The sequence below is a fragment of the Salinivibrio sp. AR647 genome, from assembly GCF_001995415.1.
GTDB classification, from domain to species: Bacteria; Pseudomonadota; Gammaproteobacteria; order Enterobacterales; family Vibrionaceae; genus Salinivibrio; species Salinivibrio costicola.
In genome coordinates this window covers 1-16,177 of the sequence record NZ_MUFE01000018.1, presented here as the reverse complement: position 1 = coordinate 16,177, position 16,177 = coordinate 1, and the positions used below count along the sequence as shown (strand labels likewise).

Sequence of the window (16,177 nt, the reverse complement as noted above, 5' to 3'; positions counted from 1 at the left end):
GCCGTCGTTTCCAACGGTTATCCCCCTCGTCAGGGCAGGTTCCCAGCCGTTACTCACCCGTCCGCCGCTCGACGTCCAGTAAATCCACCGAAGCTTCAATACTGCCGTTTCCGCTCGACTTGCATGTGTTAGGCCTGCCGCCAGCGTTCAATCTGAGCCATGATCAAACTCTTCAATTAAAGTTTTGGTGTTTGCTTTYCCAAAGAAAAGACAAACGGCTCGATAAATACTGTTTTGTTCGTCTCTTGCGAGACAAACGAATTGACTGTGCCGAACAACGTAAACGTTGTTTCGTATTGGTCACTCAGTTCATCGAATAAATCTTTTTGTCTATTCTCAACGAGTGCCCACACAGATTGCATAGGTCAAATTGTTAAAGAGCGTTGACTGTGCGAAGCTGCGCTTCGCTTGGTCAGGGCTGCGTATCTTACGCGCCTTGCCGTTAAAGTCAAGAAGAGATTTTATCTTTTATTTTCAACCCTTAGGGCCGAAACAAAACCTCTTTTTGATTCCCCTAACGCGTTGTCTTCGCGTTAAGTAGGCTGCATTCTAGAGAAAACGTGACAACCGTCAATAATAAATTTCATTTTCTTTTTTGTTTGTTCAAAATTAAACCTTGTTGCTGACTTTGCCCCCACATTGGGCGTATTTTGTTCAAAACTGTCCGGCTATTCTTAACACCGACGAGATCTATTAGAACGATTAGAGTGACGAAAAGCGTCACCAATAATATTTTTACTCATTGATGCAATATCGCGGCTTACGTAAAAAAGATAATTTTAGATAAAGAAAAAGCCAGGCATAAGCCTGGCTTTTCTAAATGCACTACAAAAATAAATAACTTATTCTGCAGCTTCCTCAGCGTCTTGCTCTGGGCGATCTACGAGCTCGATGTAAGCCATAGGGGCTTTATCACCTGAGCGAACACCGCATTTCAAAATGCGAGTGTAACCGCCTGCACGTGAAGCAAAACGTGGGCCGAGTTCATTAAACAGTTTCGCTACTACTTCGTCGTTACGAGTGCGAGCGAACGCTACACGACGGTTAGCAACACTGTCGTTCTTAGCTAAGGTAATCAACGGTTCAATAACGCGACGCAGCTCTTTTGCCTTAGGCAAAGTTGTTTTGATAACTTCGTGAGTTACCAGCGAGCTAGCCATGTTGCTGAACATCGCTTTACGATGGCTGCTGTTGCGATTGAGTTGACGACCACTCTTACGATGGCGCATGACCTAATCCTTCTAACTAAATAATCAGTAACTGATTAATCTTCAGCGATTGATGCTGGCGGCCAGTTTTCTAGGCGCATGCCTAGAGATAGACCACGTGATGCCAGCACGTCTTTAATCTCTGTCAAAGACTTCTTACCAAGGTTTGGTGTTTTAAGAAGCTCAACCTCAGTACGCTGTACCAGATCACCGATATAGTGAATCGCTTCTGCTTTCAAACAGTTTGCAGAGCGAACAGTTAGTTCAAGATCGTCTACAGGACGCAGTAGGATCGGATCGAACTCTGGCTTCTCTTCTTTCTCCTCAGGGACACGTACGTCGCGTAAATCAACAAACGCATCCAACTGTTCAGCTAGGATGGTTGCCGCACGGCGAATCGCTTCCTCAGGATCCAGTGTACCGTTAGTTTCCATATCGATGACTAACTTATCAAGGTCGGTACGCTGTTCAACACGTGCTGCTTCAACATTGTAAGCAATACGATCTACTGGGCTAAACGTTGCATCGACAAGTAGGCGACCAATGGGACGCTCGTCGTCTTCGCTATCGATACGCGCAGACGCTGGTACATAGCCACGACCACGTTCTACCTTGATACGCATGCTAATTTCCGCGTTTGCATCAGTCAGGTGGCAGATAACGTGTTCTGGGTTCGCAATCTCAACACCACCATCATGGGTGATGTCGCCTGCAACAACAGGGCCTGCACCAGACTTGGTCAGAGTAAGGATAACTTCATCTTTACCCTCAACCTTAACGGCTAGGCCTTTAAGGTTAAGTAGGATTTCCAGGATGTCTTCCTGAACCCCTTCTTTGGTGCTGTACTCGTGCAATACGCCGTCAATTTCAACTTCCGTCACCGCACAGCCTGGCATAGATGAAAGTAGGATACGACGTAGCGCATTCCCCAGAGTATGGCCAAAGCCACGCTCTAGAGGTTCAAGAGTTACTTTTGCGTGCGTCGAGCTAACTTGTTCAATATCAACCAGACGCGGCTTAAGAAATTCTGTTACAGAACCCTGCATTATGTCCTCTCTTTAGTTCAGCTTTACTTAGAGTAAAGCTCGACGATCAGGTGTTCGTTGATGTCAGCAGACAAATCAGAACGCTCTGGTAGGCGTTTGAATGTGCCTTCCATCTTCTTGCTGTCTACTTCGATCCAAGTTGGCAGTTCGCGCTGTGCCGCAACTTCTAGAGCTGCTTTAATGCGCGCCTGGTTCTTCGCCTTCTCGCGAATGCTAACCACGTCGTTTGCCGAAACCTTGAAAGAAGGTACGTTAACAACTTTGCCGTTAACTAGGATCGCTTTGTGGCTTACCAGCTGACGTGATTCGGCGCGAGTGGCACCAAAGCCCATGCGGTAAACTACGTTATCTAGACGACCTTCAAGAAGCTGAAGCAGGTTTTCACCTGTATTGCCCTTGATGCGGGCAGCGTCTTTATAGTAGTTACGGAACTGCTTTTCCATTACGCCGTACATACGACGAACTTTTTGCTTCTCACGAAGCTGAACGCCATAGTCAGACAAACGGCCGCGACGCTGACCGTGAACGCCTGGGACGTTATCGATTTTACACTTGGTATCAATCGCGCGTACGCCTGACTTAAGGAACAAGTCAGTACCTTCGCGACGGCTAAGCTTCAGCTTAGGACCCAAATATCTTGCCATGATCTTTCTCCAATATTCTAAGAAACAGCGCTAGTGCGTATTAAACGCGGCGTTTCTTAGGTGGACGACAACCGTTATGCGGGATTGGCGTCGCATCGACAATGTTAGTGATGCGGAAGCCCGCAGCGTTCAGGGCACGAATAGTAGACTCGCGGCCTGGACCTGGACCTTTAACCATCACTTCGAGGTTTTTCAGGCCGTACTCTTTAGCCATTTCACCACAACGCTCAGCAGCAACCTGCGCAGCGTATGGAGTTGACTTACGAGAGCCACGGAAGCCTGAACCACCGGCAGTTGCCCATGCTAGAGCATTGCCTTGACGGTCAGAAATCGTCACGATTGTGTTATTGAAAGACGCATGAATGTGCGCAACGCCATCAGCGACTTGCTTGCGTACGCGTTTGCGTGCACGAGTTGCTTGTTTAGCCATAGTACTCACCTACCCCGATTATTTCTTGATCGGTTTGCGCGGACCCTTACGGGTACGAGCGTTGGTCTTCGTACGCTGGCCACGAAGTGGCAAGCTGCGACGATGACGCAAACCGCGGTAACAACCAAGGTCCATAAGACGCTTGATGTTCATGGAAATTTCACGACGTAGATCGCCTTCTACGGTGTATTTAGCCACACCGTCACGCAATTGGTCGATCTGTTCTTCTGATAGTTCACTGATCTTAGTGCTTTCAGCAATACCGACATCAGCTAGAATAGCTTGAGAGGTGGTTTTGCCGACACCGTAAATCGCAGTCAATGCGATTACAGCGTGCTTTTGATCAGGAATGTTAATGCCTGCTATACGGGCCACTATTCACTCCTAGTACTTTTCAAGTAGAACCGCTGCAGAGCCCGTCGAGGATACGCAGCGGCATAGCCACTTCTTTTGCACATACAAAAGGTGGGCTGGCTAATGTAGCCAGCCTGACCTCATTTTGCAAGAAAAATATTCTGCTATTAGCCTTGGCGTTGCTTGTGCTTTGGCTCACTGCAGATCACACGAACGGTACCGTTACGTTTGATCACTTTACAGTTACGGCAGATTTTCTTAACGGAAGCACGAACTTTCATTGCTAAACTCCGTAAATAGACAACCTATTAGCGGCCGTAGCCTTTTAGGTTGGCTTTTTTCAACACGGACTCATATTGTTGAGACATCAAATGAGTCTGAACTTGAGCCATAAAGTCCATGATTACGACTACTACGATAAGTAGTGATGTACCACCAAAGTAAAAGTGGACATCCCACGCAATCATCATGAACTCGGGGATCAGACAGATAAAGGTAATATACATGGCGCCCGCTAGGGTCAAACGTGTCATTACTTTATCAATGTATCTAGCAGTCTGCTCACCCGGGCGAATACCAGGTACGAACGCCCCTGACTTCTTCAAGTTATCTGCAGTTTCTCGCGGGTTAAATACCAACGCCGTATAGAAAAAGCAGAAGAAGATAATCGCTGCCGCATAAAGTATCACATACGCTGGTTGTCCCGGACTCAGTGCCAAAGACACATCGGTCAGCCAGCTTGTCTGATCACCCTTACCAAACCAGTTAGCAAGCGTGCCAGGGAACAGAATGATACTTGATGCAAAAATCGCAGGAATAACGCCTGCCATGTTGATCTTAAGAGGCAGATGCGTGCTTTGCGCTGCAAAAACACGACGACCTTGTTGCCGCTTAGCGTAGTTAACAACGATACGACGTTGACCACGCTCCATGAAGACCACAAAGTAGACGACAGCCAATACGATAACTGCGATACCTAGCAAGAGAAGCGGAGACATGTCGCCTTGACGCGCTTGCTCTATTGTCTGTCCAATTGCGGGTGGCAGACCCGCGACGATCCCGGTGAAAATAATCAACGAAATACCGTTACCAATGCCGCGCTCGGTAATTTGTTCACCTAACCACATCAAAAACATGGTACCGGTCACCAAACTAACTACCGCAGTAAAGTAAAACGCAGGACCTGGATTAATCACCAGACCCGGCATCATACTTGGTAACCCGGTCGCGATTCCAATTGCTTGGAACGTTGCCAACACCAACGTGCCGTAGCGAGTGTACTGGTTTATCTTACGACGACCAGACTCACCCTCTTTTTTCAATTCCGCTAATGCGGGATGAACGACTGACAATAACTGAACAATAATCGACGCCGAAATATACGGCATAATGCCCAGTGCCAGTATCGAGGCACGCTCAAGGGCACCACCAGAGAACATGTTAACCAAGTCAATGATGGTCCCTTGTTGCTGTTCGAACAGATCGGCAAGTACAGCAGCGTCAATACCAGGAATGGGCACAAAAGAGCCGGCACGGAATACCAATAATGCCATTGCTACAAAAAGTAGGCGACTTTTCAGCTCCGCAACTCCGCCTTTTGCACTACTGAAGTTTTGTCCTGGTTGTTTTGCCATCTGTACCTCGTCCTCGAGCTAATTATTCCTCGATTTTACCGCCTGCAGCTTCGATTGCCGCTTTAGCGCCTTTAGTGACACGAACACCTTTAACGGTTACTGCACGAGCGATTTCGCCAGACAGTACGATTTTCGCCGTACGAGTGTCTTGTGCAACAACGTTTGCCGCTTTTAGCGACTCAAGGCTTACGACGTCACCATCAACTTTAGCCAGCTCGCCTAAACGAACCTCAGCTGAAGTCAGGCCTTTACGCGAAGTAAAACCGAATTTTGGCAGACGCTGTTTCAAAGGCATTTGACCGCCTTCGAAACCTGGGCGTACTGAACCACCTGAACGTGATTTCTGACCTTTGTGACCACGGCCACCGGTTTTACCCAGGCCTGAACCAATACCACGGCCTACACGCTTCGCAGAAGGCTTTGAGCCTGCAGCCGGAGATAGAGTATTCAAACGCATGTGATTACTCCTCCACTTTAACCATGTAGTTGACTTTGTTGATCATACCGCGAATACACGGTGTATCTTCAAGTTCAACAGTGTGGTTGATGCGACGTAGGCCCAAGCCACGCAGGGTCGCTTTGTGTTTCGGCAAACGGCCGATAACGCTACGAGTCTGAGTTACTTTAATTGTCTTAGCCATGTCGATTACCCCAGAATTTCGTTAACAGGCATGCCACGTTTAGCAGCTACCATTTCTGGAGACTTCGTACCACCCAGGCCATCGATCGTTGCACGAACGATGTTGATTGGGTTGGTAGAACCGTATGCTTTCGCCAGAACGTTTTGGACGCCTGCTACTTCAAGCACGGCACGCATCGCACCACCTGCGATGATACCTGTACCATCTGATGCTGGCTGCATATACACTTTAGAACCAGTGTGGCGGCCTTTTACAGCATGGTGCAGGGTACCGTCGTTCAGCGCGATAGTAATCATGTTACGACGCGCCTTTTCCATTGATTTCTGGATCGCTGCTGGTACTTCACGGGCTTTACCGTAACCGAAACCAACGCGACCGTTACCATCACCTACCACTGTTAGTGCGGTGAAGGTAAAGATGCGACCACCTTTAACCGTCTTAGATACACGGTTTACAGCGATCAGCTTCTCATGCAAATCACTTTGTTGTTTATCGTTAGCCATCTTCCACCTACCTTAGAATTTCAGACCAGCTTCACGGGCAGCATCTGCCAGTGCAGCCACACGGCCGTGGTATTGGAAACCGGAACGGTCAAAAGCAACAGCTTCGATGCCTTTTTCCTTCGCTCGCTCAGCAATGATCTTACCCACGGCTGCAGCGGCGTCTTTGTTCCCGGTGCTCTTAACTTGTTCACGGATCGCTTTTTCTACGGTAGAAGCGGCGGCGATAACTTCCGCGCCATTACCAGCGATAACCTGTGCGTACACATGACGTGGAGTACGGTGTACCACCAGGCGAGTCGCACCCATTTCCGCGATCTTGCGTCGTGCTTTGGTCGCACGACGGATACGAGATGCTTTCTTATCCATAGTGTTACCTTACTTCTTCTTAGCTTCTTTAGTACGCACAGCTTCGTCAGCGTAACGAACACCTTTACCTTTGTAAGGCTCTGGCTTGCGGTATGCGCGGATTTCAGCAGCAACCTGGCCAACTGCTTGTTTATCAGCACCGCTGATAACAATTTCAGTTTGGCTTGGGCACTCTGCTTTTACACCCTCAGGCAGAACGTGTTCTACCGGGTGAGAGAAACCAAGTGTCAGGTTAAGTTTGTTACCGGCAATGTTTGCACGATAACCAACACCTTTCAGGATCAGTTTCTTGGTAAAGCCTTCTGTTACACCAACAACCATGCTGTTGACCAGTGCGCGCGCTGTACCAGCATGAGCCCATGCTTTAGCGTGTTCCACACTTGGTGCGAAGGTAATGGTGTTTTCTTCTTGGTTTACTGCCACCATATCGTGAAGCGTGCGGCTAAGTTCGCCTTTGCTTCCTTTTACAGTGATGTCCTGACCGTCAAGTTTCACCTCTACGCCGGCAGGAACTACGACAGGTGCTTTTGCAACACGAGACATTTCCTACTCCTTATTACGCTACGTAGCAGATGATTTCACCGCCCAGACCCGCTTTGCGAGCTGCGCGATCGGTCATCAAACCTTTCGAAGTTGATACAACCGCAATACCAAGGCCACCCATCACTGAAGGCAACTCATCTTTCTTTTTGTAGATGCGCAGGCCCGGACGGCTAACTCGTTGGATTTGCTCGATAACTGGTTTAGATTCGAAGTATTTCAACGTCACTTCCAGTTCAGGCTTGTCGTCGCTATTTACTGCGACATCAGCCACGTAACCTTCTGCTTTTAGTAGCTCAGCAATTGCCACCTTTAGCTTTGACGAAGGCATTTTAACAGCAACTTTCTTTGCTGTCTGACCGTTGCGTAAGCGGGTCAGCATATCCGAAATCGGATCTTGCATGCTCATAAGTCTTTACTCCCGTGATTCAATTACCAGCTTGCCTTACGCAGACCCGGAATCTCGCCTTTCATGCAAGCTTCACGAACCTTGATTCGGCTTAGGCCGAATTTGCGTAGGTAGCCATGTGGACGACCAGTCTGGTTGCAGCGGTTACGCTGACGAGACTTCGCAGAATCACGCGGTAGCGACTGAAGCTTCAGGACTGCGTCCCAACGCTCTTCGTCTGACGTGTTGACACTTTTAATGGTCGCACGCAGGTTGGCACGCTTTTCAGCGTAGCGCGCTGCGAGCTTCGCACGTTTTACATCACGTGCTTTCATCGATTTTTTAGCCATAACAGTAACCCTTCACCTTACTTACGGAATGGGAAGTTAAAGGCAGCCAGCAGAGCTCGACCTTCCTCATCTGTACCTGCAGTAGTAGTGATAGTAATATCAAGACCACGGATACGATCGACTTTGTCATAGTCAATCTCAGGGAAGATGATTTGCTCGCGAACGCCCATGCTGTAGTTACCACGACCATCGAACGCTTTCGGGTTCAGGCCACGGAAATCACGGATACGAGGAACTGCGATCGCGATTAAGCGCTCGAAGAAGTCCCACATACGCTCGCCACGTAGGGTTACTTTACAACCAATTGGGTAGCCCTCACGGATCTTGAAGCCTGCGACTGACTTACGTGCTTTAGTGATGAGCGGCTTTTGACCAGAAATCGCGGTCATATCAGCAGCTGCATTTTCAAGCAGTTTTTTGTCGTTCAGAGCTTCGCCCACACCCATGTTAAGGGTGATCTTCTCGATCCCTGGGACTTGCATGATGCTTTTGTAACCAAATTGCTTAGATAGCTCAGCTACAACTGTCTCTTTGTAGTAATCATGCAGTTTCGCCATTGTACTACTCCAGAATTACTTAATAGTTTCGCCATTCGACTTGAAAAAACGCACTTTTTTGCCGTCTTCAAATCGGAAGCCTACACGGTCACCTTTACCAGCTGCTGCGTTAAAGATAGCCACGTTAGAAACATCAATAGCGGCTTCTTGTTCAACAATGCCACCTTGAGTGCCCAGAGCCGGAACCGGCTTCTGGTGCTTCTTCACGAGGTTAATACCTTCAACGATAACTTTACCGGTTGGTAGAACCTTAGATACTTTACCTTTCTTGCCTTTATCTTTACCGGCAAGAACGATAACTTCGTCGTTACGACGGATTTTAGCTGCCATGAGATCGCTCCTTACAGAACTTCAGGCGCCAGAGACACAATTTTCATAAACTTCTCGTTACGAAGTTCACGTGTCACAGGGCCAAAGATACGTGTGCCGACTAGTTGCTCGTTCGTGTTGTTCAACAACACGCAAGCATTGCGGTCGAAGCGAATGACAGAGCCGTCTGGACGACGTACGCCTTTACGGGTGCGAACTACCACCGCCTTAAGCACATCACCTTTTTTCACTTTACCGCGAGGAATTGAATCCTTAACGGTAACTTTGATGATGTCGCCAACGTGGGCGTAACGACGGTGAGAGCCACCCAGAACCTTAATACACATTACACTGCGAGCGCCGGAGTTGTCGGCTGCGTCCAGCATACTTTGCATTTGGATCATTGTTAGTGCTCCGCTGTTATTACATCTAGACCCATCTCGGGTCGGGCTGCCTTTTTACAAGGGCGGCGAATAATAACACTATTTTGACCAGATGGGTAGATAAAAAATAAACGGCCCCCCGAATGAGAGCCGTTTGACTTATTATTGTCTGAAAAATCGCTTAGATGCGTGATTTTTCAACAACGCGAACCAATGTCCAAGACTTACGCTTAGAAATTGGACGACACTCACGAACCTCAACAGTATCACCTTGGTTACACTGGTTAGATTCATCGTGTACATGTAGCTTACTCGTGCGCTTGATGTACTTACCGTAGATTGGGTGTTTCACAAAACGCTCGATAGCAACGACGATAGTTTTATCGCCTTTGTCGCTGATGACGCGACCTTGCTGAGTGCGGATGTTCTCGCTCATTATGCGTTAGCCTTCTCAGTCAGTACGGTTTTTACACGTGCGATATCGCGACGAACAGCTTTCAGAGTGTGAGTTTGCTGAAGTTGGCCTGTAGCCGCTTGCATGCGCAGGTTAAACTGCTCACGTAGCAGACCCATAAGCTCTTCATTCAGCTGCTCAACAGTCTTTTCACGTAGTTCTTGTGCTTTCATCACATCACCGCCTTAGTTACGAAAGTGGTTTTGATCGGTAGCTTACGTGAAGCTAATTCAAACGCTTCGCGAGCCAGTGATTCAGGAACACCATCCATTTCGTACAGGACTTTGCCTGGTTGGATTTGGGCAACCCAGTAATCAACTGAACCTTTACCCTTACCCATACGAACTTCCAACGGCTTACCAGTAATTGGTTTGTCGGGGAAGACACGAATCCAGATTTGGCCTTGACGTTTAATGTGACGAGTCATCGCACGACGAGCCGCCTCAATTTGACGCGCAGTGATACGACCGCGACCAACAGCTTTTAGGCCATAGGTACCGAAGCTTACGTCAGTACCGTGCGCCAGACCGCGGTTACGACCTTTAAAAGTCTTGCGGAACTTAGTACGTTTTGGTTGAAGCATCGATAGACTCCTTACTTACGGCCTTTACGCTGCTTCTTCGGCTTGTCAGCCTTTTGCTCTACTTCAGCCATTCCACCTAGGACTTCGCCTTTGAAGATCCAGGTTTTAATGCCGATAACACCGTACTGGGTGTGAGCAGAAGAAGTTGCGTAATCAATGTCAGCACGAAGCGTGTGCAATGGCACACGTCCTTCACGGTACCACTCGGTACGAGCGATTTCAGCGCCGCCAAGACGACCGCTTACTTCCACTTTGATACCTTTGGCACCTAGGCGCATAGCGTTTTGTACGGCGCGCTTCATGGCACGACGGAACATAACACGACGCTCTAGCTGTGATGCGATGCTGTCGCCAACAAGTTGCGCATCTAGCTCAGGTTTACGTACTTCAGCGATATTAATTTGCGCTGGTACACCGGCCAGTTTTGCAACGTGAGCGCGCAGTTTCTCAACATCTTCACCTTTTTTACCAATCACCACACCAGGGCGCGCAGTGTGAATAGTCACACGAACACTCTTAGCTGGACGCTCGATAACGATGCGAGATACTGACGCTTTTTTCAGTTCACTAGTTAGGAACTGACGTACCTTAAAGTCGCCGTCTAGGTTGTCAGCGAAATCTTGGTTATTAGCAAACCAAGTGGAATTCCAAGGCTTTACAATGCCCAGACGAATACCATTAGGATGTACTTTTTGACCCATTGCTTTATCTCCTCGTCTCTTAGCGGTCTGCTACAACAACAGTGATGTGGCTAGAACGCTTCAAGATGCGATCGGCACGGCCTTTTGCACGAGGCATAATACGCTTCATGATTGGGCCTTCATCAACGAAGACTTTGGCGACGCTTAAATCGTCGATATCCGCACCTTCGTTATGCTCGGCGTTTGCAATAGCAGATTCCAACACTTTCTTAACCAAGTCAGCAGCTTTTTTGTCGCTGAAAGTCAGTAGTTCCAGTGCCTGTGCTACGTCTTTACCGCGCACCTGATCCGCAACCAAACGTGCTTTTTGAGGCGAGATACGAGCAAAGCGATGTTTAGCAATAGCTTCCATTTCTTACCCCTTAACGCTTCTTAGCTTTCTTATCAGCAGCGTGGCCGCGATAAGTACGTGTTGGTGCAAACTCGCCGAGCTTGTGACCGATCATTTCTTCAGAAACGAAAACGGGTACGTGCTGACGACCATTATGGACAGCGATGGTCAATCCGATCATCTGTGGGATGATCATTGAACGACGGGACCAAGTCTTTAARGGCTTCTTGTCACCGCTTTCCACCGCTTTCTCTACCTTCTTCAGCAAGTGCAGGTCAATAAAAGGACCTTTCTTGAGAGAACGTGGCATGGCTTATCCTCTGATAATAATTACTTGTTACGACGACGTACAATGTACTTGTCGGTACGTTTGTTCTTACGGGTTTTGAAGCCTTTAGTTGGCATACCCCAAGGTGTTACTGGATGACGGCCACCTGAGGTACGACCTTCACCACCACCGTGTGGGTGATCAACCGGGTTCATTGCAACACCACGTACGCTTGGACGTGCGCCTTTCCAGCGCGCGGCACCGGCTTTACCCAGTTCGCGTAGCATGTGCTCTGAATTACCCACTTCACCAAGGGTCGCACGACCTTCAGCAAGAACCTTGCGCATTTCACCGCTGCGCAGGCGGAGTGTGACGTACGCGCCGTCACGAGCAACGATCTGTGCATAAGCACCCGCAGAACGAGCAAGCTGAGCACCTTTACCAGGTTTCAACTCGATGTTGTGGATAGTAGAACCCACTGGGATGTTACGCATTGGCAGGCTGTTACCTACCTTGATTGCTGCATCTGCACCAGATTGAATCTGATCACCGGCTTTTAGGCCTTTCGGTGCGATAATGTAACGACGTTCACCATCCGTATACAGTACAAGCGCAATGTTTGCACTACGGTTTGGATCATACTCAAGACGCTCAACTTTCGCTGGGATACCGTCTTTAGTACGTTTGAAGTCAATTACACGGTAATGATGCTTGTGACCACCACCGATGTGACGCACTGTGATTCGACCGTTGTTATTGCGACCGCCTGACTTAGAGTTTTTCTCTAGCAGTGGTGCATATGGTTTACCTTTATAAAGATCATGGTTAACCACTTTAACAAGGTGACGACGACCCGGTGAAGTCGGCTTACATTTCATAATAGCCATTTGCTTTTACTCCTCCGTCTTACTCAGCGCCGCCAACGAAGTCGATGTCCTGACCTTCTTTCAAGGCAACATACGCTTTTTTCCAGTCGCTACGACGGCCTTCACGCATACCTTGACGTTTGGTCTTACCCTTAACGAGAAGGGTACGAACAGACTTCACTTCAACTTCGAACAGTTTTTCAACTGCCGCTTTGATCTCTTTTTTCGTTGCTTCTTTAGCTACTTTAAACACAACAGTGTTGTTGTTTTCAGCGGCCATCGTCGCTTTTTCAGAGATGTGCGGAGCACGCAGAACTTTTAGGATACGCTCTTCAGTGATCATGCCAGCATCTCCTCAACTTGTTTAACTGCATCTGCAGTCATCACGACTTTGTCGAATGCGATCAAGCTAACTGGGTCGATGGTATCTGCATCGCGTACGTCAACCTTATACAGGTTACGTGCCGCAAGGAACAGGTTCTCATCAACTTCGGCAGTGACGATCAGAACGTCGCTTAGCTCAAGCTCTTTCAGCTTAGCGACAAGCTCTTTAGTTTTTGGTGCTTCAACAGAGAAGTTATCAACCACGATTAAACGCTCTTGACGAACTAGCTCTGATAGGATGCTCTTAAGAGCACCGCGGTACATCTTTTTGTTTACTTTCTGGCTATGGTCCTGAGGACGAGCTGCGAAAGTGACACCACCGCTGCGCCAAATTGGGCTGCGGATTGTACCTGCACGGGCGCGACCAGTACCCTTCTGACGCCATGGCTTAGCACCGCCACCAGATACGTCTGAACGAGTTTTCTGAGCGCGAGTACCTTGACGGGCACCAGCTGCGTATGCAACGACTACCTGGTGTACCAGGGATTCGTTGAATTCACGCCCGAAGGTAGTTTCGGAAACAGTTAGCGCGTCGGCGCCTTTGACTACCAATTCCATTACTATCTCCTCGACGTTACGCTTTAACGGCTGGTTTAACGATCACGTTGCCACCTGTCGCACCTGGGACTGCACCTTTAATAAGAAGCAGATTGCGCTCAGCGTCAACACGTACGATCTCTAGGTTTTGAGTCGTTACACGCTCAGCACCCATATGACCTGCCATTTTTTTGCCTTTGAATACGCGACCTGGAGTCTGACATTGACCGATAGAACCAGGAGCACGGTGAGACAAAGAGTTACCGTGGCTCATATCTTGAGTACGGAAGTTCCAACGCTTAACGCCGCCTTGGAAGCCCTTACCCTTCGACGTGCCAGTAACGTCTACTTTTTTGATTTCGTTAAACAGTTCTACGTTTAGCTCAGCGCCAACTTCGTACTGTTCATCATTTTCCAAACGGAATTCCCACAAACCGCGGCCTGCTTCAACACCTGCTTTCGCAAAGTGACCAGCTTGTGCCTTGTTTACACGGCTTGCTTTCTTCTCGCCTGTAGTGATTTGAATTGCTGCATACCCGTCAACTTCAGGTTTACGTACCTGAGCAACACGGTTTGCTTCAACTTCAACTACGGTAACCGGGATAGAAACGCCATCTTCGTTGAAGATACGAGTCATACCGACTTTACGACCGACTAGACCAATCATTATCTACTCCCCCTTAACCCAGGCTGATTTGAACATCAACGCCCGCAGCAAGGTCAAGACGCATCAAAGCGTCAACAGTTTTGTCTGTTGGCTCAACGATGTCGATCAGACGTTTGTGAGTACGAATTTCGTACTGGTCACGTGCGTCTTTGTTTACGTGCGGAGAAATAAGAACGGTGAAGCGCTCTTTACGAGTAGGCAAAGGAATAGGTCCCTTAACCTGTGCGCCAGTGCGCTTAGCGGTTTCAACGATTTCCGCTGTAGACTGATCGATCAAACGATGATCGAACGCCTTCAGGCGGATACGGATACGTTGGTTCTGCATGAGACAGAGCTCCAAATTCTAAAATATTTACACAAACAATATCGCCATTCCTTCTCACTAAGGCGAGGGAATGCCGATTAATTTATGTGAAACCGTAGTGCCAAAATTAGGCACATTGTCAGCCATTATTCTATGACTGCGAACATAAGCGGAGTATACATTAAACGAACAGTTTACTGTTCCATTCCTCGATGCTCATTGGTTCACAACTGCGTCGGAAGTCGCAATGACTTAAGCAGTGACGGGCATTATACCGATACGCAATGGCTTTGCAAGCGTTGGTCAAAAACACGCCATAAAAAAACGCGCCTCTCTGGCACGTTTTTCATCGTCAAGGCGGGATGACTGTTTTAACCTAACCTTTTTCGCTGGCATCTTCGATGATCTGAGCTTGATTATAGTTGGCGATGCCGACCTTATCAATTAAGCCAATCTGGGTCTCTAACCAATCGATATGCTCTTCTTCGTCATCAAGAATGTATTGAAACAGATCACGAGAGACAAAATCTCTGATGCTCTCTGTGTAAGCAATGGCCTCTTTTAAATCCTCATGGGCTTGCATTTCAATCGCCAAATCACATTCAAAGATTTCTTGCGTATCTTCACCAATTCTCAGTTTGCCAAGATCTTGGAGGTTCGGGGTTCCCTCAAGAAATAATATTCTTTCAATCAGCTTGTCGGCATGCTTCATCTCATCGATCGACTCTTCATATTCTTTATCCGCGATGACTTTTAACCCCCAGTCTTTAAGCATGCGCGCATGAAGAAAGTACTGATTAATAGCAACAAGTTCATTGCCAAGTACCGTGTTGAGAAACGCTATAGATTTTGGATCGCCTTTCATGGCAATAGCCTCCTTATGGGTTCTACTTTACAAATGTAGAACCCATAAGGAGGCTGTCAAATATTGACCGCTTATTAGCTCGCTTTTTGCAATGTGATAAGCTGACTCTCGTTGTATATAACCTCTTTAGCGTGGCGCACACATTTACCACATTGAGATCCAAGAGGCGTCAGTTGACGAAGTTCGCGAATACTGGTGACGCCTTGCTGGCGCACCCAATGCTTAATGGTTTTATCTGATACGCTGTGACAAATACAAACTAACATCTCAGTCATCTCAAAAAATGAACTATAACGAGAATAGTTTACATTGCGTTTAAGGTAAAGGTTTTTTATATAACGCTTGGTTATTGATGAAAGACTTATTTATATCTGTATCGGGCGATTAAAGAGGAAAAAAAAGGAGCGCAATGCGCTCCCTTCTATTGATAAGACTAGATGTCTATCAAATTAAGCGATGATGTTAGCAACAACACCGGCACCTACAGTACGGCCACCTTCACGGATAGCGAAGCGTAGACCTTCGTCCATCGCGATAGGTGCGATCAGCTCAACAACCATCTTGATGTTGTCACCAGGCATAACCATCTCAACGCCTTCTGGCAGTTCGATAGTACCGGTCACGTCAGTTGTACGGAAGTAGAACTGTGGACGATAACCTTTGAAGAACGGCGTATGACGGCCGCCTTCGTCTTTACCTAGTACGTATACTTCTGATTCGAACTTGGTGTGCGGAGTGATTGAACCAGGCTTCGCCAGTACTTGACCACGCTCAACTTCGTCACGCTTAGTACCACGCAGAAGAACACCAACGTTCTCACCCGCACGGCCTTCGTCTAGAAGCTTACGGAACATTTCAACACCA

31 protein-coding genes and 1 rRNA gene are annotated in these 16,177 nt (G+C 48.0%); all 32 read right to left on the bottom strand.

The features are described from left to right. Window positions 1-179, bottom strand: a 16S ribosomal RNA gene (locus tag BZG76_RS15040); the annotation flags it as partial. 663 nt (window positions 180-842) lie between these two features. After that, complete coding sequence (gene rplQ, locus BZG76_RS15035; RefSeq protein ID WP_021024489.1) at window positions 843-1,229, bottom strand: 50S ribosomal protein L17; 387 nt, start codon at window positions 1,227-1,229, stop codon at window positions 843-845. A 35-nt stretch (window positions 1,230-1,264) separates the two neighbouring features. Beyond that, a complete protein-coding gene (locus BZG76_RS15030) occupies window positions 1,265-2,254 on the bottom strand; it encodes a DNA-directed RNA polymerase subunit alpha (RefSeq protein WP_077461926.1) in 990 nt (329 codons plus the stop codon). A gap of 23 nt (window positions 2,255-2,277) precedes the next feature. After that, complete coding sequence (rpsD, locus tag BZG76_RS15025) at window positions 2,278-2,898, bottom strand: 30S ribosomal protein S4 (protein WP_021024487.1); 621 nt, start codon at window positions 2,896-2,898, stop codon at window positions 2,278-2,280. Between the two features lie 40 nt (window positions 2,899-2,938). Further along, the gene (gene rpsK, locus BZG76_RS15020; protein ID WP_021024486.1) at window positions 2,939-3,328 is read right to left on the bottom strand and encodes a 30S ribosomal protein S11; all 390 of its coding nucleotides are present in this window, start codon (window positions 3,326-3,328) and stop codon (window positions 2,939-2,941) included. A gap of 18 nt (window positions 3,329-3,346) precedes the next feature. Continuing rightward, window positions 3,347-3,703: a 30S ribosomal protein S13 gene (rpsM, locus tag BZG76_RS15015; RefSeq protein WP_021024485.1), complete on the bottom strand. Its 357-nt coding sequence runs from the start codon at window positions 3,701-3,703 to the stop codon at window positions 3,347-3,349. A gap of 146 nt (window positions 3,704-3,849) precedes the next feature. Then, complete coding sequence (rpmJ, locus tag BZG76_RS15010; RefSeq protein ID WP_021024484.1) at window positions 3,850-3,963, bottom strand: 50S ribosomal protein L36; 114 nt, start codon at window positions 3,961-3,963, stop codon at window positions 3,850-3,852. 27 nt (window positions 3,964-3,990) lie between these two features. Then, window positions 3,991-5,316: a preprotein translocase subunit SecY gene (secY, locus tag BZG76_RS15005; protein ID WP_025674307.1), complete on the bottom strand. Its 1,326-nt coding sequence runs from the start codon at window positions 5,314-5,316 to the stop codon at window positions 3,991-3,993. Between the two features lie 22 nt (window positions 5,317-5,338). Further along, a complete protein-coding gene (rplO, locus tag BZG76_RS15000; protein ID WP_021024482.1) occupies window positions 5,339-5,773 on the bottom strand; it encodes a 50S ribosomal protein L15 in 435 nt (144 codons plus the stop codon). Window positions 5,774-5,777: 4 nt separating this feature from the next. Then, the gene (gene rpmD, locus BZG76_RS14995) at window positions 5,778-5,957 is read right to left on the bottom strand and encodes a 50S ribosomal protein L30 (protein ID WP_021024481.1); all 180 of its coding nucleotides are present in this window, start codon (window positions 5,955-5,957) and stop codon (window positions 5,778-5,780) included. A gap of 5 nt (window positions 5,958-5,962) precedes the next feature. After that, window positions 5,963-6,460, bottom strand: a complete 498-nt coding sequence (rpsE, locus tag BZG76_RS14990; protein ID WP_021024480.1) for a 30S ribosomal protein S5 — start codon at window positions 6,458-6,460, stop codon at window positions 5,963-5,965. A gap of 12 nt (window positions 6,461-6,472) precedes the next feature. Beyond that, a complete protein-coding gene (gene rplR, locus BZG76_RS14985; protein WP_021024479.1) occupies window positions 6,473-6,826 on the bottom strand; it encodes a 50S ribosomal protein L18 in 354 nt (117 codons plus the stop codon). 9 nt (window positions 6,827-6,835) lie between these two features. Continuing rightward, window positions 6,836-7,369, bottom strand: coding sequence for a 50S ribosomal protein L6 (rplF, locus tag BZG76_RS14980; RefSeq protein ID WP_021024478.1), 534 nt, complete (start codon window positions 7,367-7,369; stop codon window positions 6,836-6,838). A 13-nt stretch (window positions 7,370-7,382) separates the two neighbouring features. Further along, the gene (gene rpsH / locus BZG76_RS14975) at window positions 7,383-7,775 is read right to left on the bottom strand and encodes a 30S ribosomal protein S8 (RefSeq protein WP_021024477.1); all 393 of its coding nucleotides are present in this window, start codon (window positions 7,773-7,775) and stop codon (window positions 7,383-7,385) included. A 23-nt stretch (window positions 7,776-7,798) separates the two neighbouring features. Next, a complete protein-coding gene (rpsN, locus tag BZG76_RS14970; RefSeq protein WP_021024476.1) occupies window positions 7,799-8,104 on the bottom strand; it encodes a 30S ribosomal protein S14 in 306 nt (101 codons plus the stop codon). A gap of 17 nt (window positions 8,105-8,121) precedes the next feature. Continuing rightward, entirely contained in the window at window positions 8,122-8,661 is a 540-nt protein-coding gene (gene rplE / locus BZG76_RS14965; protein WP_021024475.1) for a 50S ribosomal protein L5, read from the bottom strand. A gap of 15 nt (window positions 8,662-8,676) precedes the next feature. Continuing rightward, a complete protein-coding gene (rplX, locus tag BZG76_RS14960) occupies window positions 8,677-8,991 on the bottom strand; it encodes a 50S ribosomal protein L24 (RefSeq protein WP_021024474.1) in 315 nt (104 codons plus the stop codon). Window positions 8,992-9,002: 11 nt separating this feature from the next. Beyond that, window positions 9,003-9,374, bottom strand: coding sequence for a 50S ribosomal protein L14 (rplN, locus tag BZG76_RS14955; RefSeq protein ID WP_021024473.1), 372 nt, complete (start codon window positions 9,372-9,374; stop codon window positions 9,003-9,005). Window positions 9,375-9,534: 160 nt separating this feature from the next. Then, window positions 9,535-9,789: a 30S ribosomal protein S17 gene (gene rpsQ, locus BZG76_RS14950; protein ID WP_021024472.1), complete on the bottom strand. Its 255-nt coding sequence runs from the start codon at window positions 9,787-9,789 to the stop codon at window positions 9,535-9,537. Then, window positions 9,789-9,980: a 50S ribosomal protein L29 gene (gene rpmC / locus BZG76_RS14945; protein WP_021024471.1), complete on the bottom strand. Its 192-nt coding sequence runs from the start codon at window positions 9,978-9,980 to the stop codon at window positions 9,789-9,791. Before rpmC ends, rpsQ begins: the two co-directional genes overlap by 1 nt. Beyond that, a complete protein-coding gene (gene rplP, locus BZG76_RS14940) occupies window positions 9,980-10,390 on the bottom strand; it encodes a 50S ribosomal protein L16 (RefSeq protein WP_021024470.1) in 411 nt (136 codons plus the stop codon). Before rplP ends, rpmC begins: the two co-directional genes overlap by 1 nt. Before the next feature lie 11 nt (window positions 10,391-10,401). Then, window positions 10,402-11,091: a 30S ribosomal protein S3 gene (gene rpsC / locus BZG76_RS14935; RefSeq protein ID WP_021024469.1), complete on the bottom strand. Its 690-nt coding sequence runs from the start codon at window positions 11,089-11,091 to the stop codon at window positions 10,402-10,404. Window positions 11,092-11,110: 19 nt separating this feature from the next. Then, window positions 11,111-11,443 (bottom strand): 50S ribosomal protein L22, encoded by a 333-nt coding sequence (rplV, locus tag BZG76_RS14930; protein ID WP_021024468.1) that lies wholly within the window; start codon window positions 11,441-11,443, stop codon window positions 11,111-11,113. 10 nt (window positions 11,444-11,453) lie between these two features. Beyond that, a complete protein-coding gene (gene rpsS / locus BZG76_RS14925) occupies window positions 11,454-11,732 on the bottom strand; it encodes a 30S ribosomal protein S19 (protein WP_021024467.1) in 279 nt (92 codons plus the stop codon). 20 nt (window positions 11,733-11,752) lie between these two features. Further along, a complete protein-coding gene (gene rplB / locus BZG76_RS14920; RefSeq protein WP_021024466.1) occupies window positions 11,753-12,577 on the bottom strand; it encodes a 50S ribosomal protein L2 in 825 nt (274 codons plus the stop codon). A 19-nt stretch (window positions 12,578-12,596) separates the two neighbouring features. Next, window positions 12,597-12,899, bottom strand: coding sequence for a 50S ribosomal protein L23 (rplW, locus tag BZG76_RS14915; protein ID WP_021024465.1), 303 nt, complete (start codon window positions 12,897-12,899; stop codon window positions 12,597-12,599). Continuing rightward, entirely contained in the window at window positions 12,896-13,498 is a 603-nt protein-coding gene (gene rplD, locus BZG76_RS14910; protein ID WP_021024464.1) for a 50S ribosomal protein L4, read from the bottom strand. The genes rplW and rplD overlap by 4 nt, the downstream gene beginning before the upstream one ends. A 16-nt stretch (window positions 13,499-13,514) precedes the next feature. Further along, complete coding sequence (rplC, locus tag BZG76_RS14905; RefSeq protein WP_021024463.1) at window positions 13,515-14,144, bottom strand: 50S ribosomal protein L3; 630 nt, start codon at window positions 14,142-14,144, stop codon at window positions 13,515-13,517. 13 nt (window positions 14,145-14,157) lie between these two features. Continuing rightward, window positions 14,158-14,469 (bottom strand): 30S ribosomal protein S10, encoded by a 312-nt coding sequence (rpsJ, locus tag BZG76_RS14900; RefSeq protein ID WP_002541412.1) that lies wholly within the window; start codon window positions 14,467-14,469, stop codon window positions 14,158-14,160. Window positions 14,470-14,824: 355 nt separating this feature from the next. Next, a complete protein-coding gene (bfr, locus tag BZG76_RS14895) occupies window positions 14,825-15,313 on the bottom strand; it encodes a bacterioferritin (RefSeq protein WP_021024462.1) in 489 nt (162 codons plus the stop codon). A gap of 74 nt (window positions 15,314-15,387) precedes the next feature. Further along, a complete protein-coding gene (gene bfd / locus BZG76_RS14890) occupies window positions 15,388-15,579 on the bottom strand; it encodes a bacterioferritin-associated ferredoxin (protein WP_021024461.1) in 192 nt (63 codons plus the stop codon). 183 nt (window positions 15,580-15,762) lie between these two features. Next, window positions 15,763-16,177 (bottom strand): EF-Tu/IF-2/RF-3 family GTPase (locus BZG76_RS14885; RefSeq protein ID WP_338013088.1); only part of this gene is annotated, 415 nt, incomplete at its 5' end.